This is a genomic window from Streptomyces sp. 6-11-2 (genome assembly GCF_006540305.1).
Lineage (GTDB): Bacteria > Actinomycetota > Actinomycetes > Streptomycetales > Streptomycetaceae > Streptomyces.
Window position 1 is genome coordinate 468,624 of record NZ_BJOR01000002.1, and the last position, 19,361, is coordinate 487,984.

Annotated in this window: 16 protein-coding genes and 2 pseudogenes; 11 read left to right on the top strand and 7 right to left on the bottom strand. The window is 68.8% G+C overall.

Going from position 1 to position 19,361, the window contains the following annotated elements:
- The first annotated feature begins 295 nt into the window (after nucleotides 1-295).
- The 3 genes from TNCT6_RS38290 (at nucleotide 296) to TNCT6_RS38300 (ending at nucleotide 3,677) form a co-directional block, all read left to right on the top strand.
- Complete coding sequence (locus TNCT6_RS38290; RefSeq protein WP_141367755.1) at nucleotides 296-1,711, top strand: phenylacetate--CoA ligase family protein; 1,416 nt, start codon at nucleotides 296-298, stop codon at nucleotides 1,709-1,711.
- Entirely contained in the window at nucleotides 1,708-2,676 is a 969-nt protein-coding gene (locus TNCT6_RS38295; RefSeq protein ID WP_141367756.1) for a hypothetical protein, read from the top strand. Before TNCT6_RS38290 ends, TNCT6_RS38295 begins: the two co-directional genes overlap by 4 nt.
- A 443-nt stretch (nucleotides 2,677-3,119) precedes the next feature.
- Nucleotides 3,120-3,677, top strand: coding sequence for a hypothetical protein (locus tag TNCT6_RS38300; RefSeq protein ID WP_141367757.1), 558 nt, complete (start codon nucleotides 3,120-3,122; stop codon nucleotides 3,675-3,677).
- Between the two features lie 444 nt (nucleotides 3,678-4,121).
- On the opposite strand, the gene TNCT6_RS38305 is transcribed toward TNCT6_RS38300, so the two are convergent.
- The gene (locus TNCT6_RS38305; protein ID WP_141367758.1) at nucleotides 4,122-4,613 is read right to left on the bottom strand and encodes a MarR family winged helix-turn-helix transcriptional regulator; all 492 of its coding nucleotides are present in this window, start codon (nucleotides 4,611-4,613) and stop codon (nucleotides 4,122-4,124) included.
- A 109-nt stretch (nucleotides 4,614-4,722) separates the two neighbouring features.
- Here TNCT6_RS38305 and TNCT6_RS38310 point away from each other — a divergent pair, with 109 nt between their 5' ends.
- Nucleotides 4,723-5,136 (top strand): organic hydroperoxide resistance protein, encoded by a 414-nt coding sequence (locus TNCT6_RS38310; RefSeq protein WP_141367759.1) that lies wholly within the window; start codon nucleotides 4,723-4,725, stop codon nucleotides 5,134-5,136.
- 27 nt (nucleotides 5,137-5,163) lie between these two features.
- Here the strand turns inward: TNCT6_RS38310 and TNCT6_RS38315 are convergent.
- Nucleotides 5,164-5,361, bottom strand: a pseudogene (locus tag TNCT6_RS38315) (IS5/IS1182 family transposase); the annotation flags it as partial.
- A gap of 105 nt (nucleotides 5,362-5,466) precedes the next feature.
- On the opposite strand from TNCT6_RS38315, the gene TNCT6_RS38320 reads away from it, so the two are divergent.
- Nucleotides 5,467-5,886 (top strand): DUF2809 domain-containing protein, encoded by a 420-nt coding sequence (locus TNCT6_RS38320; RefSeq protein WP_253266536.1) that lies wholly within the window; start codon nucleotides 5,467-5,469, stop codon nucleotides 5,884-5,886.
- A 718-nt stretch (nucleotides 5,887-6,604) separates the two neighbouring features.
- Here TNCT6_RS38320 and TNCT6_RS38325 read toward each other — a convergent pair.
- Nucleotides 6,605-7,438: a PIG-L family deacetylase gene (locus tag TNCT6_RS38325; protein ID WP_141367761.1), complete on the bottom strand. Its 834-nt coding sequence runs from the start codon at nucleotides 7,436-7,438 to the stop codon at nucleotides 6,605-6,607.
- A 551-nt stretch (nucleotides 7,439-7,989) separates the two neighbouring features.
- Between TNCT6_RS38325 and TNCT6_RS38335 the strand changes: the two are divergent.
- Nucleotides 7,990-8,136 (top strand): annotated as a pseudogene (locus TNCT6_RS38335) (IS5/IS1182 family transposase); the annotation flags it as partial.
- A 52-nt stretch (nucleotides 8,137-8,188) separates the two neighbouring features.
- On the opposite strand, the gene TNCT6_RS38340 reads toward TNCT6_RS38335, so the two are convergent.
- Nucleotides 8,189-8,746 carry a DinB family protein gene (locus tag TNCT6_RS38340; protein ID WP_141367762.1) on the bottom strand — a complete coding sequence of 186 codons (558 nt, stop codon included), beginning with the start codon at nucleotides 8,744-8,746 and terminating at the stop codon, nucleotides 8,189-8,191.
- Between the two features lie 380 nt (nucleotides 8,747-9,126).
- On the opposite strand from TNCT6_RS38340, the gene TNCT6_RS40350 reads away from it, so the two are divergent.
- Both TNCT6_RS40350 and TNCT6_RS38350 read left to right on the top strand, forming a co-directional pair.
- The gene (locus tag TNCT6_RS40350; protein WP_172633309.1) at nucleotides 9,127-9,384 is read left to right on the top strand and encodes a hypothetical protein; all 258 of its coding nucleotides are present in this window, start codon (nucleotides 9,127-9,129) and stop codon (nucleotides 9,382-9,384) included.
- Nucleotides 9,385-10,089: 705 nt separating this feature from the next.
- Entirely contained in the window at nucleotides 10,090-10,350 is a 261-nt protein-coding gene (locus tag TNCT6_RS38350) for a hypothetical protein (protein WP_141367763.1), read from the top strand.
- A gap of 811 nt (nucleotides 10,351-11,161) precedes the next feature.
- On the opposite strand, the gene TNCT6_RS38355 is transcribed toward TNCT6_RS38350, so the two are convergent.
- Together TNCT6_RS38355 and TNCT6_RS38360 are read right to left on the bottom strand one after the other, a co-directional pair.
- Nucleotides 11,162-12,628, bottom strand: a complete 1,467-nt coding sequence (locus tag TNCT6_RS38355; RefSeq protein ID WP_141367949.1) for an MFS transporter — start codon at nucleotides 12,626-12,628, stop codon at nucleotides 11,162-11,164.
- 129 nt (nucleotides 12,629-12,757) lie between these two features.
- Complete coding sequence (locus TNCT6_RS38360; protein WP_141367764.1) at nucleotides 12,758-13,456, bottom strand: SDR family oxidoreductase; 699 nt, start codon at nucleotides 13,454-13,456, stop codon at nucleotides 12,758-12,760.
- 108 nt (nucleotides 13,457-13,564) lie between these two features.
- Between TNCT6_RS38360 and TNCT6_RS38365 the strand changes: the two genes are divergently transcribed.
- Nucleotides 13,565-14,056 carry a helix-turn-helix domain-containing protein gene (locus TNCT6_RS38365; protein WP_141367765.1) on the top strand — a complete coding sequence of 164 codons (492 nt, stop codon included), beginning with the start codon at nucleotides 13,565-13,567 and terminating at the stop codon, nucleotides 14,054-14,056.
- Between the two features lie 156 nt (nucleotides 14,057-14,212).
- On the top strand, nucleotides 14,213-14,707 hold the full coding sequence (locus tag TNCT6_RS38370) for a PaaI family thioesterase (protein ID WP_141367950.1): 495 nt from the start codon (nucleotides 14,213-14,215) through the stop codon (nucleotides 14,705-14,707).
- 480 nt (nucleotides 14,708-15,187) lie between these two features.
- Here the strand turns inward: TNCT6_RS38370 and sbnA are convergent, their stop codons facing one another.
- Nucleotides 15,188-16,174 (bottom strand): 2,3-diaminopropionate biosynthesis protein SbnA, encoded by a 987-nt coding sequence (gene sbnA, locus TNCT6_RS38375; protein ID WP_141367766.1) that lies wholly within the window; start codon nucleotides 16,172-16,174, stop codon nucleotides 15,188-15,190.
- A 570-nt stretch (nucleotides 16,175-16,744) separates the two neighbouring features.
- Here sbnA and TNCT6_RS38380 point away from each other — a divergent pair.
- Complete coding sequence (locus TNCT6_RS38380; protein ID WP_172633310.1) at nucleotides 16,745-19,354, top strand: Pls/PosA family non-ribosomal peptide synthetase; 2,610 nt, start codon at nucleotides 16,745-16,747, stop codon at nucleotides 19,352-19,354.
- The last annotated feature ends 7 nt before the right edge of the window (nucleotides 19,355-19,361 follow it).

The following is a 19,361-nucleotide window of genomic DNA, read 5'->3' on the forward strand; positions in this document are numbered from 1 at the left end:
GCCGATTGAATGTTTGACAGCGCAAGTCTGATCGTGTGACGAGTCCTTGACAGCAGATATTGCACCACTTGAGTATCGGTGTGCCTTCGCCGACCGGTGAGGGCTCAGGTTTTGAGCGACACAAGGGGGTTTTCGTATGTCCGCGATCGTTTCCACGCTCAAGCACACGAAGTACGTCATGGGTTCCCTGGCTGCGGTGCTGTTCACGAACTGCCCCAGCTGACGCGGGAACGGGGTGGACGGTCACGGCCGCCCACCCCGGCATGGTGAGGGTCGGGACGGGCGGGGGAGGACCATGTTCGACGCGGGGATACGGCAGTTCCGGATGGCGCTGGCCATGGTGCTCGGCCGTCCGATCAATGTGCGCTCTGCCGAAAGACTCGTCGATGACGCGCTGGCGACACTTGCCGAATTCGGCTCCCCCGGCGAGGACGTCGAACAGTTGCTGCGCGGCGCCGCCGCAGACCCGCAGATGCGTACCGACCTCACGAACAAGGCCCTGCGCCGTACCGCGAAACGCCTCGAGGCCAAGTCGCCCTTCTATGCCGACCACTTCGCGGCAGCCGGAGTCGACCCGGCCGCACTGAACCTCGAGAACATCACCGCCGTGCCCGTCACCACCAAGGCCGACCTGGTCGAGCGGGCCCGCGACTTCCTGTGCGGTGAGCCCTTCCTCGCCTCCCGGACCACCGGGACGACAGGCCGGCCCACCGAGGTCTGGTACTCCCGCTACGAGGAACGCCTGTGGCCCGCGCTCGTCGCCCTCTCCCAGGTGCTGCGCGGCACCGTCCGCACCACCGACCTGGTCCAGTTCAACATCAGCTCCCGGGCGACCGGCACGGCGTACGCGGAGATGCAGGTCGCCCGCCTGGCAGGGGCGGCGATCCGCATGGTGGGCCTGGTCCCACCGGCTGAGACGCTGGACCTCATGGCGGGAACCGGCACATCGGCGCCGACCCTGATGGTCACCTACCCGAGCTATCTGGGACAGCTGACCCGCCTGGCCCGCGAACGGGGACTCGGTCCCGCGGACTTCCGGCTGCGCCGCATCAATGTCGGTAGCGAGGTGCTCTCGTCCGCCCTTGCGGAGGCCGCCGAAAAGACCTTCGGCGCCCCCGTCAGCGACGGCTACGGCATGACCGAGGTGACACCGGTGGCCGGCGCCATCTGCCGACAGCGGCACCTTCACATCGACGCCGGCATCGGCCTCGTGGAGGTGTGCGACCTCGACACCGGGGCACCGGCCGCGCCCGGAGCGCTCGGCACGATCGTCGCCACTCCCTTCTTCCCGTACCGGGAGTGCATGCCGCTCTTCCGCTACGACACCCGAGACCTGGTGCGGCAGTTGCCCGACGCGCCGCGCACCTGCGAGATGGCGAACGTGCCGGCGACCTCGCACATCCTCGGAAAGGCGGACCATGTGCTGCGCACCCAGGACGGTCCGGTGACCCCGCGCGAGATCATCGAGCTCCTCGACGCGCTGCCCGGCGCATGCTGGCCCGTGCGTCACCGCGCCGACGTGGTGGACGGACGGTTGCATGTGGAGGTGGCCGCCTCATCGGTGCCGGAGACGAGCGACATCGCGCGTCATTTCGCCGAGGCCGGCCTCGACGCCACCGTCGAGGTCGTCCCGGGAGAAGGACGTCAGCTGCGGCGCTACCGCTGCGATCTGGTCGAGAACAGCTTCGCCTCCGCCGGGCGCGCAGCATGACCGCCGCACAGAGCGCGTTCTTCGTCCTCGTGACCCTCGCCGTCGCCCTGGGCGTCTCGCTCGCCTCGGTCGCCTACTTCCGGCGGGTCACCCTGCCCCGGCCGGCCGTCGGTGTGTTCAACGGCAACGACATGGTCATCATGATGGGCTTCGTCGTCGTACTGCCGTTCCTGTATCTCTCCCTCCCGGGCTGGCTACTGCCTCCCCTGCTGGGGCTGACCCTGGCCGGTGGTCTCGCGGTCGGCTACGGGCCGGCCGTCCGGCGGGGACCGGTGCGCTGGTCGCTCATCGCCGGTCTGCTGGTCGCCGACTGGCTCACCGCGCGCGGCGCCGAGGACGATCCCACCCATGCCACCCCGTACTGGTTGGTCAACAGCCTGGTCATCATGCTGATGGCGGTTGGCGCCGCCAACCTCAACGCGCAGGGCGGCCTGAAGCTGCGGCACGTCTCCCGGTTCGCGCTGGCGCTCGCCGTGTACGACCTGTTCTTCGCCACCGTCGTCCCCCTCACCCAGAAGCTGTTCGACGCGGTGCAGGGCTACGCCTTCGCACCGTCGGCGGGGCTGCGCGTCGGCGAGTTCGGCGCCGTCGTGGGCATGGGCGACCTCCTGGTGTACGCCCTCTTCACCACCGTGGCCTACAAGGCGTACGGACGAGCGGGGCTGACCTGGGCTCTTGGGCTGGTCGCCGTGTTCGGCGCGCTCGTCCCGACGCTGGCACCCGTCACGGTCGAGGCGCTCACGGGACACCTTCCGCAGATCGTGCCCGCGCAGATCTTCTTCGGCCCGGCGGCGTTCTGCGGGTACCTCATGCTGCGGCGGCGCGGCCCGGAGCGGCGCATGGCCGACGTCCGGCCGCCCGCGCGCTTCGTGACAGTCCACGGACAGCAGGGGCTCATGAGCCCGGCCACCGCCGACGAGCCCTGGAATCGTTCCCCAGGAGAACGCTCCCAGGTCGGTGGCTGACCAGGCCAGGTGGACTTGCGGTGTCGGGATCAGTGGCGGAGCAGGCGGGAAGCCCCCTGGGTCAGGCTTCTCCGCTGGTCCCGGGTGGGTTTCCATGGCCGGATGCTCAGCAAAGCCCAGGTCGGTCCGGGAGGTTGACCGTACTTCTTCCGCAGCGTGATGGTCAGTGACGGCCACCGCCCGACGGGCAAGCCGCTGCGCGCCGCGCAGGACGAGGCCGGTGTTCCGCCCGGGTTCTGGACAGGCCGAGGCTTGGCCGCGATCGATCTGACGGCGGGGGAGTGGTGACCGAGCAGGAGCAGGCCGAACTGCTCCTGGGGGAAGGCCGGCACCTCCACTGTCGGTGGTCCGCAGATCGCCGCCGACGCCATCGGAGGCAGTCGGAACGGGCGGTTCCGTGGTATTCACAGTGCAGTTGAGGGAATTGGCGGGCGGGGGGCGCTGTGCTGGGTAGGGGTGCGGTCGCGGCGGCGGTGGTGGTCTTCACGGCCGGTCTGCTGGGCCTGCTCGGCTGCTCGTTCGAGGGCGGCGGGGCTGCGGAGCCGCCGACAGCCGCATCGACCGGTGGCGTGACCACCTCCGCCGCCTCGCCGCTACCCAACTCAACCACTGGCTCCGCGTCCCCCTCGGCTCCCGGCAGCCCGAGCCCGGTCCCCGTCACCGGGCCCGATCAGAAGCTGGTGTCCATGACCGTCACCGGCGGCTTCGCGGGCGTCCACCAGTTGGTCATCCTCCGGGGCGATGGCACCGTCTACGCCAGCGAGAAAGGCCAGCCGGCCGTCCGCCACACCAGCGCGGCCCAGTTCACGGAGTTGCGTACGCTGCTCGGAGATCCGGCTCTGGCCGACGTTCCCGACTTCACCATGGACATGGGGGCGGCCGACATGCTGCAGTACACGCTGCAGTTCAACGGCCGTACCGTCATGACGGACCGCTCCGGCGACGAGCCCGCGCTCGACCGGCTCATCGATGCCCTCAGCCCCTGGCTGTCGAAGAAGTGACCTCAAACCCCGTGAGCCGTCACGGACGACGAGGCCGAGCTGCTGGCGTTCTTCGGCTTCCCTGCCGAGTGCTGGATCCACCCGCGCAGCTCAGGCCAGGCCCGTGGAGGACCACACCACCCCAAGCCGCCCGAACTCCACCGCACGCTGTCCGTACACGGTGGACGACGCGAACCGCAGTGCCCGGCGGGCCCGCATCCACGACGTGGGCCGACCTCGATCAGGATGCGGGCCCCGGTCCTGACACCGACTCCTGGCATCGAGGTCAGGGCCGGATCCGGTGCCTCCCCCGGATCACCGACAACAGGGGAGGGAAGTCATGCGGGGCCCGAAGGCCGGAGGTCCCAGTGCGGAGCCACGAAAACCGGTAACGGGGGGCTCGTCGCGCACATCGGTCCATACGCCTCCGGTCCCACTCCGCGTCCCTCTCAAGTCCGGCAGCTGTCACCCGCAGTCGGGAGCCTCCTCCAGGGCCGCCGCGTCAAGCGCCATGGTCAGCCGGTCGAGGCGGGCGCGCAGCTCGCGGATCTCGTCGAGGGTGAAGCCGGTCGCCGCGCCGATCCGGTGCGGCACCCGGAGCGCGCGCTCGCGCAGCGCCGCGCCCTCCTCGGTGAGCCGCACCTCGACCGACCGCTCGTCACGCGCACTGCGCTCCCGATGTACCAGACCGGCCGCCTCCAGCCGCTTGAGCAGCGGGGACAGGGTGCCGGAGTCCAGCCGCAGATGCTCTCCGAGCCGCTTCACGGGCGTGTCGCCCTGCTCCCAGAGCACCAGCATCACCAGATATTGCGGGTAGGTGAGCCCGAGCTCCTTGAGGACCACGCGGTAGACGCCGTTGAAGGCACGCGAGGCGGCATGCAGCGAGAAGCAGATCTGGCGGTCCAGACGCAGCCACGCCTCGTCCGGTGGGGCGCTGGGCGGAACCTCGGTAGTCATACGGCCAGGATAACCGGACACTGGCCATTCAATTGTGCACAACTCAATTGTGTGCTCTACTTGTGTGCGCAACCGGTACTCGTCTCGCTTCGAGAGGTCTTGATCCCCCATGGACATGCTCTACACCGCCGTCGCCACCGCCACTCACGGCCGGGACGGCCGCGCCGTCAGCTCCGACGGCAAGCTCGACCTGCAGCTGGCCGTCCCGGTGGAGATGGGCGGCAACGGGCAGGGCACCAACCCCGAGCAACTGTTCGCCGCGGGGTACGCCGCCTGCTTCGCCAGCGCCCTCGGGGTGGTCGGTCGGCAGGCGAAGGTGGATGTCAGTGACGCCGCGGTCACCGGTGAGGTCGGCATCGGCAAGCAGGGCGAGGGTTTCGCGCTCGCCGTCACCCTCCGCATCGAACTGCCCGACAGCATCGACAAGGCCACCGGCCGCAAGCTGGTCGAGCAGGCCCACCAGGTCTGCCCGTACTCCAACGCCACCCGCGGCAACATCCCGGTGGACCTCGTCGTCGAATAAGCGGTCCTGACAAGGGCGTTGGACGTGTCAGTGGGTGATCAGGCAGGCGGCGGGGCCGAGGAAGGCCTCGTGGATGCCGTCGTGTCTTTCCCGGCGGATGCGTAAGCGGCGGAAGCCGTGGAGCCAGGAGATGGCGCGTTCGACGACCCAGTGGAAGATGCCCAAAGCGGAACCGTGGGACTGACCCCGTTCGGCGATCAACGGGCGAATGTCGCGCTGCTGGAGCAGGCGCTGTGTGATCGCCATCGCGGGAGCGCGAGGAGACCGCACCGCCGGCCGTGGCCGAGGGGGCAGCTGCTTCGAGCACCGGACATCCGGCAGTATGACCCCGTGCCCTCACCGCCCGGAACCCAGGACCGCGCCGCAGGCGCCGCCGCCCCGGTACGGATCCGCCTGGCGGCGGCCGCGGCCGCGGTGCTGACCATCGCCGCGGGGCTGGGACTCAGGGCCGTGACGGCGGGGAGCGCGGGCAAATATGGCGGAGACGCGCTGTACACCGTCCTGCTTGTCACCCTCGTCGTTCTGGTGGCGCCCCGGGTGACGCCCCTGACGGCCGCCGCGAGCGCGTTGGCCGTCAGCTGGGGGATCGAGTTCCTGCAGCTCAGCGAGGTGCCGGCAGAGCTCTCCCGGCGCAGTGTCGTCGCCCGCCTCGTACTCGGTTCCACCTTCAACGCGCCCGACCTGCTCTGGTACGCGGTCGGCGCGGCAGCGGGCTGGCTCGTCCTCACCGCGGTGAGGAGGGAGGCGTAGGGCGTGCTGGTGGCCTACCGGAGGCTCCGCCGATCGGCCACGGCCCGGGAGGCGAGCAAACCGCCCCCGTGACCGTGAACACGGACGGCCAAGCGTCCATGCTGCCGCACTTTGGCTGGGTCCGTCGTGCTGGACCATCCGGTGAACTGGGAGACTCGGGCCGTGATCACTCCCCGCCGCCCCTTGGGCACCGGTCCCCGACCCGCCGCCGAGCCGGAGTTGTCGCCTATGGGCGACAGCCGCGAGCGAGGCCGTACGGCTGCGGAACGGGCTGCCGCCGAGTCTCCTGCCTCCGGGGGTGAGGGGCAGGTGGTGACGCGGTCGCCAGGCCGCCGCCGTCTGGGCACGGGGGCCGACCCGCTCTAGTGTCGGGCTCTCATCGGAGGCCGGATGCTTGAAACTTCCCAGCGAGAGCGAGTGCGAGGGTCAGGCACCTTCAGCACGCCCGGCCCACGCCCTGGCTCTCGCTGGTGTGACGCCGAAGCCGGCGACTGCCTCAGGTTGATCCCCGCTCAGCCCTGTCGAACGTTCCTTGCTCAATGGCCCTGCCCGGGTGGGGGACTGGCGTCCTCGTAACCGCCACGCCACTGAGCAGGGCCACCCTGATGATCAGGGGCCGCCGGAGCGGAACCCACGTGAACAAGCCTCCGGGTGTGCGAGCACGCTCGATCGAGCCGTACGGACCATGAGCTTCCTCAGGCCCCGGGAGGCGAGCGGATCAACGCAGGCCGGCGAAGAGGTCGTTCTCGGGCATGGCCGCGCCGGTGGTGTCCTGGACACGTACGAAGGTCTCGACGCCCATCAATTCGGTGAACCTTTTCTGGCCCATTTTGAGGAAGAAGATGTTCTCGCCCTGGCTGGCGTGCGCGGCCAGCGCATCGAACTTCTGACCGCCGAACGCGGTGGTGTCCACCCAGGTGGTGATCTCCTCGTCGGGGAGTCCGATCTCGGCCATCGCGGCGGCCTCGGCGGGATCCGGCTCCTGCCAGTCCGCACCGAACTCGCGCATGGCCTCCCCGAACCGCTGCATCATCGAGCGGGGCGCCGTCGTCCAGTACACCTTCGGTGTCGCCATGGTCATCGCCAGCGCCTTCATCGTGATGCGGTGTGCCTGGATGTGGTCGGGGTGGCCGTAGAAGCCGTTTTCGTCGTAGGTGACGACCACATCGGGTTGGTAGCGGCGCAAGAGTTCCGCGAGTCGGGCAGCGCCCTCCTCCACTGGTGTCTGCCAGAAGGATCCGGGGGCATCGTTGGCCGGCCAGCCCATCATCCCGGAGTCGGCGTAGTCCAGTGTCTCCAGATGACTGACCTTCAGGATGTTGCAGCTCGCCTCAAGCTCTTGACGCCGCATCAAGGCAACGGCTGCCGGATCGTGCCCGGGGTCGTCCGGCTTGACACCCCCCGGTCCGTCACCGCAACTGCCGTCGGTGCATGTCACGAGGACCGTGCGGATGCCCTCCGCCGCGTAGCGTGCGAGGACGCCTCCCGTGCCAGTGGCCTCATCGTCGGGGTGGGCGTGCACCGCCATGAGCGTCAAGGGCCGGTCATTCATGAAACAGTCCTCCTGTGTGAAAAGGCCGCGGTCCGAGTCTGCGGCAGGCGTATGAGGGGTCGCCCCGATATCGAGTGACCGGGCGTACCGCGGTCCGGGAGCCCCCGGATCACGTCGGCCGGACGATCTTTTGGCCTCTCTGCTCCCCGTCCGCGCGGCGCCGGTCCCTCGGCTGGTGCAACAGCGCTGGCGGGATCGGTTGTTCCCGCCGCACAAGGGAACGCTCCTGCGCCTTGGCGCTGGCGCCCGTGCACTGCCGTGCGTCGTCGACGGCAGCAAGCTCGACCTGGGCTTCGCCTACGCCCATACCGAAGGAATCGAACTCCGCCTGGACACCGCCGAGGTCCAGGTCCGCCGGCCGCAGGCCGGGATGCCCATAGGGGAGTTAGGTGTCGGAGGCGGGGAGGGCCTGGAGTCCGCGGTCGCTCTGTTGGCAGGGGGTCCCCGGTGGGCAGGTCGTCGGCGTCGATGGTTGGAGCTCATCGTCTGGATTCCCGTCAAGCAGGCGACCTGGAGTCCTTCGGCCTCACCGAGCCAGCCGGGTCCCGCGCCGGGACCAGCGGGCCAACCGCCGACGGCTCGGTGGCCGAGGCGGGCGCCCCGCTGGTTTCGACCGGGCACGCTATGCCCGCAGGAAGGAAGTCGAACGGACCGTCAACGCACTCAAGGACTTCCGGGCCGTAGCGACCTGGTACGAGCCGGCTGTGGTTCCTTTGGCAACCGCCGCACAGCCCTTGACCGCGCCGCCGGTCAGCCCATGCTTTTGGCGCCGTCCAGGGACTCGCGGATGATGTCGGCGTGGCCGGCGTGCTGAGCGGTCTCGGCGATGATGTGCATCAGCACCCGGCGGGCCGACCAGTGAGCGCCGGGCTCGAACCACGGGGCTTTCGGCAGCGGCCGCGTGGCCTCCAGCTCGGGCAGTGTGGCGACCAGGCCGTCGGTCCGGCGGGCCACCTCAGCGTAGTCGGCCAATACACCAGTCAGCGTCTCACCGGGCAGCAGCCGGAACTCGTCGGCGCGCCGAGCCCAGTCGGCCTCGGTCATGGCCGTGAAGTCTCCCATCGCCGAGGGGCCGTTCAGGATGAAGTCCACCCAGCTCCGCTCGACCGCGGTGACGTGCTTGATCAGGCCGCCCAGACAAAGCTCGCTGGCGGTGGTCCGCAGCCCGGCCTGTTCGTCGGTGAGGTCACGTGTGGTGAAGCGCAGGAAGTGCCGGTGCTTGGCCAGCATCTCCAGCAAGTCGGCGCGCTCACCGGTGACGGCCGGGGCCCCGGCCAGGTCGCGGGTGGTCAGCTTGTTGACGGTCATGGTCTTCGCCTTTCGATATTCCTGTTCCGTCGGTCAAGGACCACGCTATGAGCCATAGCGGTCAGATTCTGTCCTAAAGCGGCGATGGATGAGGGGCAGATTGCAGCGGCCAACTCTCGGCTGTTGGGGCCGTCCGGGTGCGTGGGCACCCTCCATGACCGCCGTCACACGGGACAGCCACCTCGCCGACCACGTCGACGCTGGTCGGCTTCCATAGCCCAGGGGTAATCTCCTGGTCGGGCGCCGCTGACCGGCACAATGTTCCGATGGCCCTCTTCACCTGCACGAACTGCCGACAGCCACTCACTGGGGATCTCAAGAGAGCACGGCCCTCGCGGGACACCGAAAAGCGACCCGGACATCGGATCGCCCCTCCGCGGATGGCCCGGGGCACCTATGCGATCAGCCACGACGCCAGTCTCTTCATCCTGCATCCCGACGACGTGCCGGGAACGGCTCCGCACCCCGACCGCGGGCGTCGCAACGGCTGCTGCGGACTCGACGGTCAGGACGGCCCCAATCTCGTCTGCGCGGCTTGCGGCGCCGATGTCGCCACCAAGCAGTCAGACTGCTGGACCCAGAACCTGGTGGCACTGACCGCCGCCGCAGCCGTCGGCGGAGCGGAACCTCCAGCCTGAACTCGGTGACTTTCGGCGCCGCCTCGCACACGTTCGCCGGAACATGTGCGCTTTGCCGAACGACTCGTTGGAGGCGATGGCGACGCTGTTCTTCTCCTCGCGCTCGGTACCGATGTATCGGTGACGTGGGGATCGCCGTGCGGTAACGGCGGCTTGGACGGTGCGGGCGAGGTCGCGCCAGGCGCGCCACGCGGGCTCGTACGTTGAGGTCAGCTGCTCGCTCCACGGCCGGCGGGTGGTCGGCCACCCTGCTGTGAGGGCGCCGCCGGGTGCCGTAGCACGGATGCGATGCGTGCCGGTCACCGACAGGCTGGGGGAGACACATCTGATTCCCTTCGGGGACGAAGTGCCCTGTCGGTTACGGCCTCGTCTGCGGGTGATGGTGGCCCGCAACGGGTTTGGCTGTATGGGGTTGATCTGGCATGCGCAATGACCCGGTGGAGCGAGACGAGTTCGTACCCGGCCCCGCCGAGCCGGTGGCCGCCTGGTGCCTGCATGGCGGCCGAGGCGAGAACCACGCGGGAGCGGACTGTCCCTGGTGCCGATCATTGCAACGGGCCGAAGAGGCGGCTGCCGTCGGTCGGCGATTCGATCTGCCCGCCGCGCCAGAAGGTCAAGGCCCGTAGAGAAGGAAGCCGCAGGACACTCGGCCCGCGGGGACGGCGGGGCCGTGAAAAGGAAGCGCACACAGAACGGAGCAAGATCATGCAGACTTTCACCGCGTCAGCCGATCGAGTGTGGGACCGTGCCGCGGAGCAGGACTTCCTGCTGGCTCCGCCCGTTTCTGCAGCCCGCATTGCTTCCCGTGTCGATCCTCGTGACCTGCGGCGGCTGGACCTGCTTGCGGCGCTGACCGCGGCGGGGATCGCCCCCTGGCCAGGAGACCGGGAGGCGATCGAGGAGCTCAGTGCACTGCCCGACAGCGTGCACGAAGCCCTGCACCGCTGGTTCAGCTCCGGCAGGTGACGCGCTGGACGCTCCCTTGAAAGCGCTCGGAACGTGGGTCTTTCCCCACGAGAACTCGGGGAAGGCAAGTCCGCGTCCGCGCCGAGCAGCAGACGCCTGACTGGCAGGCCCGTTATGCGGTCCGTTCCGGAGCGGAGGTCTCGGCAACGGTCGAACTCTGGCCCACTGACGGCGAACTCACGCGGCCAAAGTGGGGCACGGTTCACCCGACGCCGACAGGAGGGCACGGCCGGCGAGTTCGCTCACGGACACGGCGTGCGCCGCTGCCGTCGCCGCGCACGCCCTGCCGTGGGGGAAGCGGCAGGCTCGCGCCCGGATCCTGCGGGACCATGTGACGACCGAAGACCGGTTCACCTCGGCCAAGCTGCTTGCTCAATAAACGGAGTGCTCAACAGGCCCCTGCTCATCGTGACCGGAGCACCGCACGGTACCCGGGGCGTTCCGCAGGTGTGCACCGTGACGTCAAACGCCTGCTGGCGGCGGGACTGCGAAGCTGCCTGTACTACGGCGACTTCGCAGTCCCGCCACCACCGACCGCAACCGGTCACCCGAAGGGGGTCCCCCTCATCGTTACTGAAGTCATTGGGCGGTTCCCGGGAATCGAGCACGTCCAGAAGGGCCGGGTCCCGGTGATCAATGGTTCCTTGGTAGCGGTTGAGCAGGACGAGCGGGGGTTCTGCGGAGCTCTTGCCGAAGTCGCGGTATGCGTGCTTCGCAAGTCGCCTCGACTTCTTGGGTTTCCACCTGGTCGGCGAGGTATGGCCTGGCGGCTTCCCTTGGTTCAGCCAGTTGATCAGCTTGTGGGTTGCGTTCAGTTCGTTGTGGCGGTGGTGTGGTGCGGTCGGTTGTGTATCAGAAGGGCTGAGGCGAGGGCCGCGCACAGGAACACGCCGGCGATGACGGTCATGCCGGCGTGGACGCCGGAGGCGAAGGCATCGCCGACCGCGGCCGTCACGTTCGGGGATGCCGCTCGGTGGCCGCTGCTGCCGGTGGAGACGGCGTGCTCGACGGCGGGCCAGGCTGCTCGGGGGACGTGGTGGGCGTCCAGCCGGTCCGGCAGTTGGGACTGAAGACGGCTGGCGAGGAGTGCGCCGAGGAGGGAGGAACCGGTGACGGATCCGATCTGGCGGAAGGCGTTGACGGCTCCGGAGGCCATGCCGGCGTGTTCATGGGAGACGCTGACCAGGGCGGCGGCGGTGCTCGGCGCGGCCACCATCCCGCTTGCGGCCCCGAAGAGCGCGAACAGCCACCACACCCGGGCATAAGGGGTGGTCGGATCCAGCGTGGTGAGTCCGGCTGTGGCGGCGGCTCCGATGAGGAAGCCCAGGGTCAGCGGGAGCTTGAAGCCGGTGCGGCGGATCACGCGGCCGGTCGCGTAGCTGACGATGACGTAGACGCCGAAGCAGGCCAGCAACCGCCATCCCACGTCCAGTGCGGACAGGTGCTGGACGCGCTCGTAGAAGAGCACCGACAGGATGGCCAGGCCGGTGAAGCCGAACAGGGAGACGGCCGCGACGAACATGACGGCGCTGAAGGACGCCGACCGGAACAGGGTGATGTCCAGCATGGGTGTGCGGCCCGCGCGCTCGACGAGGACGAAACCGGTCAGGGCCGCGGCCGAGATGACCCAGGCGACGAGGATCCGCGGGCTGGTGTAGCCGTCGTGTCCGCCTTCGATGAGGGCGTAGACGAGGGCGGCGACGCCCAGGACGGCCAGGACCTGGCCGGGGATGTCGAGCTTGCCCTCGGGGCCGCGCGATTCGGCGACGAAGACGGCGGCGGCCATGGTGACCACGGCGAGGACGGCGGTCGACAGGAAGACCGTGTTCCAGTGGAAGTGGTCCAGGAGTGTGCCCGCGATCAGAGGGCCGACGGCGAGTCCGATGCCGGAGGAGGCCGCCCATTTGCTGACGACTTCTGCGCGCCGGTGGGGGTCGGGGAAGGTGGCTCCCAGGACGGCCAGACTGTTGGGCAGGATGAGAGCGCCGCCGAGGCCGGAGACGAGCTGGCCGGCGATGACGCCTCCGGTTGAACCCGCGGCGTAGACGGTGAGCGACCCGATGATCATGATCGCGGCGCCGATGAGGAAAGTGCGCTTGCGGCCGAAGAGGTTGCCGATGGTGCCCGCGGACATCACCAGACTGGCCACGACCAGGGTGTACGCGGAGGGTATCCAGACCAGGCCGGTCGGGGAGACGTGCAGGTCGTCCTGGATGGCCGACAGCGCCGACACCGATGAGGTGATCAGCAGAAAGGTCGTCATGGCGCCCAGGCACATCGCGATGAGCGTGACGGTGGCGGCGCGCCGGGAGGGCTGGTTCAGGGAGGGCCGGACACCGGTTTGCCGGTCGGCCGGCCTGAGCCGGCCCGGGGCGGGGGGAGGAGCGGAAGTCACGGTGTTCTCGTCTCACCCGCGCTGCGGGTACAGGGCGGCGACGCCACCGGGGAGGTCGGCCTGTACCTGGCGGCTGAGGTCGTCGACGACGACCTCAGCCGCCCCGGAGGCAATGCCGTCGACGGCCGCGCGGGCGACGTCCGCCGGGGCGGTCTTGGGCCCCTCGACATGGCGGGCCATGTCGGTGTCCATGTAGCCGACGTGGAGTCCGGACACAGTGATGCCGCGGGGCGCGAGCTGCTGGCGAACCGCGTTGGTCAGGCTCCACTCCGCGGACTTGGCGGCGGCGTAGGCGCCGACGGTGGGAAAGCTGATCCACGACAGCACGGACAGGATGTTGAGGATGGCGCCTCCGCCCTGGGACTCGATCACGGGGGCGAAGGCCCGGATCATGCCGAGGGTGCCCAGGTAGTGGGTCTCCATCTCCAGACGGACGGCGTCCCAGCTGCCGGTCAGCAGATCGGCGCCCGTGGAACTGCCCGCGTTGTTGATCAGCACCGTGATGTCACCGGCCTCCTCGACAGCCGCGGCGACGGATGCGGGGTCGGTGACGTCGAGCCGTATCGCTTTCACGCCGGGCAGATCGATCTGGTCCGGTCGGCGGGCCGCCCCGTACACCGTGGCACCACGCGCGACCAGTTCCTGGGTAAGTGCCCTGCCGAGCCCGCGGTTGGCCCCGGTGACCAGGACGGTTGCTGTGCTGATGTCCATGATTCCTCCCTCGGGATGTGCACATCCCAGCTGGCTTACGACTACAGAAGCCAGCCCTGACGCTATAGGCTGACTTTGCGCGAGGCAAGTCAGGTGGAGGGTGGAGAGATGAAGGACCTGCTGAAGGAACGGGACGCCTGGTCCATGGCCAACTGCTCAATCGCCAGGACTCTGGAGATCGCCGGCAACAGGACAGCGCTGCTGATCATGCGCGAGGCGTTCTTCGGCACACGCCGGTTCGACGACTTCGCCAAGCGCGTGGGCATCGGCGAACCCGCCGCCTCGGCGCGCCTGAAGGAACTGACCGCCGCCGGCCTCCTGGAACGGGTCCCCTACCAGGAACCCGGCCAGCGGACCCGGTACGCCTATCAACTCACCGAGAAAGGGCGGGACTTCCTGCCCGTCCTCGTGGCGCTGCGGCAGTGGGGCGACACCTGGGCCGCCGACGAACAAGGGCCCCCCGTGGTCGTACGCCACGAGAATTGCGGCGCCCCGGTGCACGCGGTGCTCCGCTGCGACGACGGCCACGACGTGCCGATCGGGGGCTCGTTCGTCGACGTCGGCCCGGGTCTCATCCGCGTCAGCCCGGACAGCCCCTGAACCCAGCGGCGGCCGAAAAACAGGCAGGACGAACCCGCCGAGCGATCGCCGGCCGGCACGCCACACCGACCCAGACGCCCCCGAGGAGCTGCCGTCATGTCCGAAACATCGGAGAAGTGCCTGATCACCGGCGCGACCGACACAACAGGAGCGGGAATGCACAGGTCACGTACGTTCGGCTGGGAAGACCCTGCCATTTCCGCCGACGCCGTCCCTCACCACAGCGGCCTCGACTTCCTCCGCGAGATCCTGGCCGGGCGCCTGCCCGCCCCGCCGATCGCCGCCACCCTGGGCTTCACTCTGGAGGAGGCCGAGCACGGCCGGGCGGTCTTCGTCCTGGTGCCGGGCGAGGAGCACTACAACCCGATCGGCAGCGTCCACGGCGGCGTCTACGCCACGCTCCTCGACTCGGCGGCCGGCTGCGCGGTGCAGTCCGTGCTGCCCCAGGGCATGGGATACACCTCGATCGACCTGACCTTGAAATTCCTGCGCCCGATCACCGTCGACACCGGAAAGATCCGCGCCATCGGCACCGTCCTCAACAGCGGCCGCCGTACCGCCCTCGCCCAGGCGGAGCTCCGCGACTCCGACGACCGGCTCCTGGCCCACGCCACCAGCAGCTGCATGCTCTTCCCGGTCACGGGCCGCTGACCACCATGCGCGGCGCGAGGGAGAGGACCTGCAAAACTGGCTGACACGTCCGGGCCGCATCGGCCAGGTGTTCTCCTTGCTGCCGGCGCCCTTTGGCCGAGCCTTCGCCGAGGACGGGTTGAGGCTCGACCTGGTCCCCCCCACGTCCACGAGCACACGGCCGCGCACCGTGACGGCTCGTTGACCTGCACAGGACTCGATGAAGTCCACCGTGACAGTCGCCGTCGCGCTGACCGAGGACCTGCCTCCGATGGGCTGGGCCCCAGACCTGCTTACCAGTGGTCGTGGGACGCGGCAGGCGCCCGTGTCTTCGCGGAGGCGGGGTTTCCGGCGTTGGCGGTGCCCAGCACGGGTGTCGCCGCCTCGCTCGGCTACGAGGACGCGCAGATGTCCGCGGTCTCCCGGACCGTGCGAAGCCGGGACACACCCAGGAGAGCGGCTACCGCCAGCCGTCGAACACGCGGCCGTCCTCGGCCGAGGTCAGGCTGCCTGAGGTGCCGTGGTCGGCGACTGGGAGCCGAGGACGTCATCGCCGCACAGGTCCTGCACCCAGGTGGTCTGGTAGACGGTCTCCAGGTACCGCTCACCCAGATCCGGGGCGATGGCCACAGCGGTCAGTGCCCGTCCCTCCTGTCGAGCCAGCCAGGCCATCGCGCCGCTGACCACCGTCCCGGTGGAACCCCCGAACAGAAACCCGCGCCTGGCCAGCCGGTGACAGGCCCGGATGGTGTCGGCCTCTTCGACGCGCACCACATCGTCGACATAGGACTCGTCCAGCAGCGGAGGACGCATGCTGGTGCCCAACCCGGGAATCATCCGGCGACCGGGGACGCCTCCGAAGGTCACCGAGCCGATGGTGTCGACGGCCACGACGCGTACCGGCCGGTGCCACGTGCGGAAGTAGCGCGCGCAGCCCATCAGGGTCCCGGTGGTGCCGGCCCCGACGAACAGCACGTCCAGGTCCGGGAACCGACGGGCGATGGCCGGGGCGGTCCGTTGGTAGTGGGCCATGCTGTTGCTGGGGTTGGCGTACTGGTTGAGCCACACATAGCGCTCGTCGCAGGCGCACAGCGCCTGGACGTGATCGATGCGCGCGCCGAGGAGCCCGCCGACGGGGTCGGGCTCGGTGATGACGTGGACCTGGCTGCCCAAGGCCTCCATCATCATCCTGGCCGCCAGGTTGCAGCGGGAGTCGGTCACGCACAGAAACCGATATCCCTTGTTGGCCGCGATCACGCTCAGGGCCACGCCCAGGTTGCCCGAGGACGACTCGACCAGAACCGAGTCCGGCGTCAGCAGTCCGTCGCGTTCGGCAGTCTCGACCATTTCGATGGCGGCCTTGAGCTTGATCGAGCCGGCGAAATTGAATCCCTCGCACTTGAGGAACAACGGGTACTCGAAGATTCCCTCAAGGTCGACGTAGAGATCGTCCTCGTTGAAGGCCTGGGGGGCGGATATGACAGGCATGTCGTCTCCTCGCGACTACAGGTGGCCTCCCTGCAGCCGATCCGTCTCTGTGCCGTACAGGGAGAAATTCGGTGGCGAGCGGTGACTCGCCGGAATGCCTCCAGTACGCCCAAATCGGAGCAGCCGTGTCATGCCACCGAAATTCGGGACTTGACACGCGCCCTGTGCGCGCATATGCGGCGCGACGGGGTCCGGTTGTTGTGGCACCGGGATCAATGGCCGCCTTCCAAGCCCGATCGCCATCGGTTGGCGCGCTGTGTCCTGCCCCGCAGTCCCCACCTGTACAGCGCCGTACGGGACGGTGGCGTGCGATGCAATTGCCGGGCGATTCACCCGTGGATTGGCCGGGTGCCGTGCAGCGCGGTCGCGAGCAGCACGACGTGCGCAGAGACCAAGGGGCCACAGTGCGGCGAGCATGAAGTGGCTCGCTATCAATGCCGGACTTCGATGTCAAGTCCCGAAATTCAGGGGCAGGACAGGAACTCTCCGGACGGGCCTACTGAAGAGGCGGGCGTCACGAATCCGTACACACTGAGGAAACGCCCTCGAGGAGTTCTCGTGCTAGACAAAATGACGGACGCGATTGCGGCTGATCCGGCTGACACCTCGACCTTCCAGGACGACGGGGCGGCCGGTTCGGCGACGGGCATCGAGAGGTGTCTGGCTGAGGTGCTGGCCGGCGTCGTGCGTCTGGAGCAGGTGCCGCCCCACAGTCACTTCTTCAACGACCTGGGCGCAGATTCCCTGGTGATGGCGCAGTTCTGTGCGCGGGTGAGGAAGCGGGAGGACCTGCCGACGGTGTCGATGAAGGACATCTACCGGTATCCCACCATCCGGAGTCTGGCCGTCGCGCTCTCGGACGCCGCGCCTGCTCCCGTCCCGTCCCCGTATTCGCTCGTGGAGGCGTCGGCACCGGCGCAGACACCGGCCACGCAGACACCGGCCACGCGGACACCAGCCGGTGCGAGGGCTCCGGCCGCCACAGTGCGATACATCTCCTGCGGAATGCTGCAGGCCCTGTTCTTCCTGGGCTATTCCCTGCTTACCGCCTTCGCCGCCGCCGCAAGCTACGCGTGGATCTCCGCAGGCTCGGGTCTGTTCGACCTCTACCTGCGGTCGGCTCTGTGCGCCGGCGTGGGTTTCCTGGGGCTGTGCGCCTTCCCGATCGTGGCGAAATGGACACTCGTCGGCCGCTGGCGAGCAGGCGAGTTCCCCCTGTGGGGCATGGAGTATCTGCGCTTCTGGATCGTCAAGACCCTGATCCGCACAAGTCCCCTGCGGCTGTTCATCGGCTCACCGCTTTACGTGCTCTACCTCAGGGCGCTCGGCGCGCGGATCGGCACAGGCGTCACGATCCTCACCCGCACGAGCCCAGTCTGCGCCGACCTGCTCACCGTCGGTGACGGTACGGTCATCCGCAAGGACGTGCTGCTGTCCTGCTACCGCGCCCACGGCGGGCTGATCCAGACCGGTCGGGTCACGCTCGGCAGCAATGTGCTCATCGGCGAGCACACGGTCCTCGACATCGGAACCGAGATGGGCGACGGTGCCCAGCTGGGCCACGCCTCCTCCCTGCACGGCGGCCAGGTGGTGCCCGCCGGCGAACGCTGGCACGGCTCGCCGGCGCAGCCGGCCGACGTGGACTACGGGCGGGTCGGCCCAGCCGACTGCCCCACCCGCAAGAGGGCCGCGTACGGTGTGCTGCAACTGCTGAGTCTGCTGGTGATATGGCTGCCGCTGACGATGGGCGCCGCGAGCGCCCTGCTGGCCGGCGTCCCGCTGCTTCACCCGCTTCTGAACCCCCGGCCGGTGGCCTGCCCGGCGTTCTTCGTCGATGCCCTGATCATCTCCTTGACGGTGCTCTGCGGCTCGACACTCGCCGGCCTCCTGGTCCTGGGCACCGTGCCGCGTGTCCTCAACAGGGCCATCAAGCCCGGCAAGGTCTATCCGTTGTACGGCTTCCACTACGGCGTCCAGCGGGTGATCGCGCTGATGACCAACAGGAAGTTCTTCACCACGCTCTTCGGCGACAGCTCCGGCATCGTCCACTACCTGCGCTACCTCGGATACGACCTGTCCCGCATCGAGCAGACCGGGTCGAACTTCGGCACCGAGGTACAGCACGACAACCCGTACCTGAGCTCTGTCGGCACCGGCACCATGATCGCCGACGGTCTGTCCCTCATGAACGCTGACTTCTCCAGCACGTCCTTTTGCGTGTCCCGCGCGTCGATCGGGCCCCGGAACTTCCTCGGGAACCGCGTCGCCTACCCCTCACAGGGCAAGACCGGCGACAACTGCCTGCTCGCCACGAAAGTCATGGTCCCCACCGATGGCCCGGTGCGTGAAGGCGTGGGCCTGCTGGGCTCACCCAGCTTCGAGATACCGCGCACAGTGCTGCGGGACAACAGGTTCAACCACCTGCGGACCGGCGATGAGCTGCGCCGCCGCCTGGCCGCCAAGAACAGGCACAATGCCGCAACCGCCGGCCTGTACCTGTTGGCGAGGTGGAGCCACCTCTTCGTGATCACCCTGGTCACCATGGGCGCGGCCAACCTCTATCCCTCGCTCGGTGCACCGGCGATCGCCCTGGCCACCGTCCTCACCTTCACGTACACCGTCGTCCACTTCGCGCTGATCGAACGGGCCTCCACCGGTTTCAAAGCGCAGCAGCCGCTGTACTGCTCGATCCATGAGCCCGGCTTCTGGCACCACGAACGCTTTTGGAAGTTGGCGTCGGTCGACTACATCCAGGTCTTCAACGGCACCCCCTTCAAGAACGTCATCTGGCGGCTTTTGGGGGCCCGGATCGGCAAACGGGTCTTCGACGACGGCTGCTTCCTCCCGGAGCGCACCCTCGTCACCATCGGCGACGACAGCACGCTCAACGCCGGGACCGTGATCCAGTGCCACTCACAGGAGGACGGCGCCTTCAAGTCCGACCGCAACGCCCTCGGCAGGGGTTGCACCCTCGGGGTCGGCGCGTTCGTCCACTACGGCGTGACGATCGGCGACGGCGCCGTGCTTGCCCCTGACTCCTTCCTCATGAAGGGCGAGGAAATCCCCCCGCACGCCCAGTGGGCGGGCAACCCGGCCCAGGACATGCCGGGCAGCGAAATCCCCCTCGATGACCGCCCGGAAGCCGACGCCGCCCACGCCGCCCGACCCCATGGCAACTGACACCGTG

Coding starts and splice junctions, on each gene's coding strand:
- TNCT6_RS38355 (WP_141367949.1), bottom strand. CDS start 12,628: ATGTGCCTGGGCGCCATGACGACCTTTCTGCTGATCACCTCATCGGTG.
- TNCT6_RS38350 (WP_141367763.1), top strand. CDS start 10,090: ATGCAGACTTTCACCGCGTCAGCCGATCGAGTGTGGGACCGTGCCGCG.
- sbnA (WP_141367766.1), bottom strand. CDS start 16,174: ATGCCTGTCATATCCGCCCCCCAGGCCTTCAACGAGGACGATCTCTAC.
- TNCT6_RS38310 (WP_141367759.1), top strand. CDS start 4,723: ATGGACATGCTCTACACCGCCGTCGCCACCGCCACTCACGGCCGGGAC.
- TNCT6_RS40350 (WP_172633309.1), top strand. CDS start 9,127: ATGGCCCGGGGCACCTATGCGATCAGCCACGACGCCAGTCTCTTCATC.
- TNCT6_RS38370 (WP_141367950.1), top strand. CDS start 14,213: ATGCACAGGTCACGTACGTTCGGCTGGGAAGACCCTGCCATTTCCGCC.
- TNCT6_RS38295 (WP_141367756.1), top strand. CDS start 1,708: ATGACCGCCGCACAGAGCGCGTTCTTCGTCCTCGTGACCCTCGCCGTC.
- TNCT6_RS38325 (WP_141367761.1), bottom strand. CDS start 7,438: ATGAATGACCGGCCCTTGACGCTCATGGCGGTGCACGCCCACCCCGAC.
- TNCT6_RS38340 (WP_141367762.1), bottom strand. CDS start 8,746: ATGACCGTCAACAAGCTGACCACCCGCGACCTGGCCGGGGCCCCGGCC.
- TNCT6_RS38365 (WP_141367765.1), top strand. CDS start 13,565: ATGAAGGACCTGCTGAAGGAACGGGACGCCTGGTCCATGGCCAACTGC.
- TNCT6_RS38290 (WP_141367755.1), top strand. CDS start 296: ATGTTCGACGCGGGGATACGGCAGTTCCGGATGGCGCTGGCCATGGTG.
- TNCT6_RS38305 (WP_141367758.1), bottom strand. CDS start 4,613: ATGACTACCGAGGTTCCGCCCAGCGCCCCACCGGACGAGGCGTGGCTG.
- TNCT6_RS38360 (WP_141367764.1), bottom strand. CDS start 13,456: ATGGACATCAGCACAGCAACCGTCCTGGTCACCGGGGCCAACCGCGGG.
- TNCT6_RS38380 (WP_172633310.1), top strand. CDS start 16,745: ATGACGGACGCGATTGCGGCTGATCCGGCTGACACCTCGACCTTCCAG.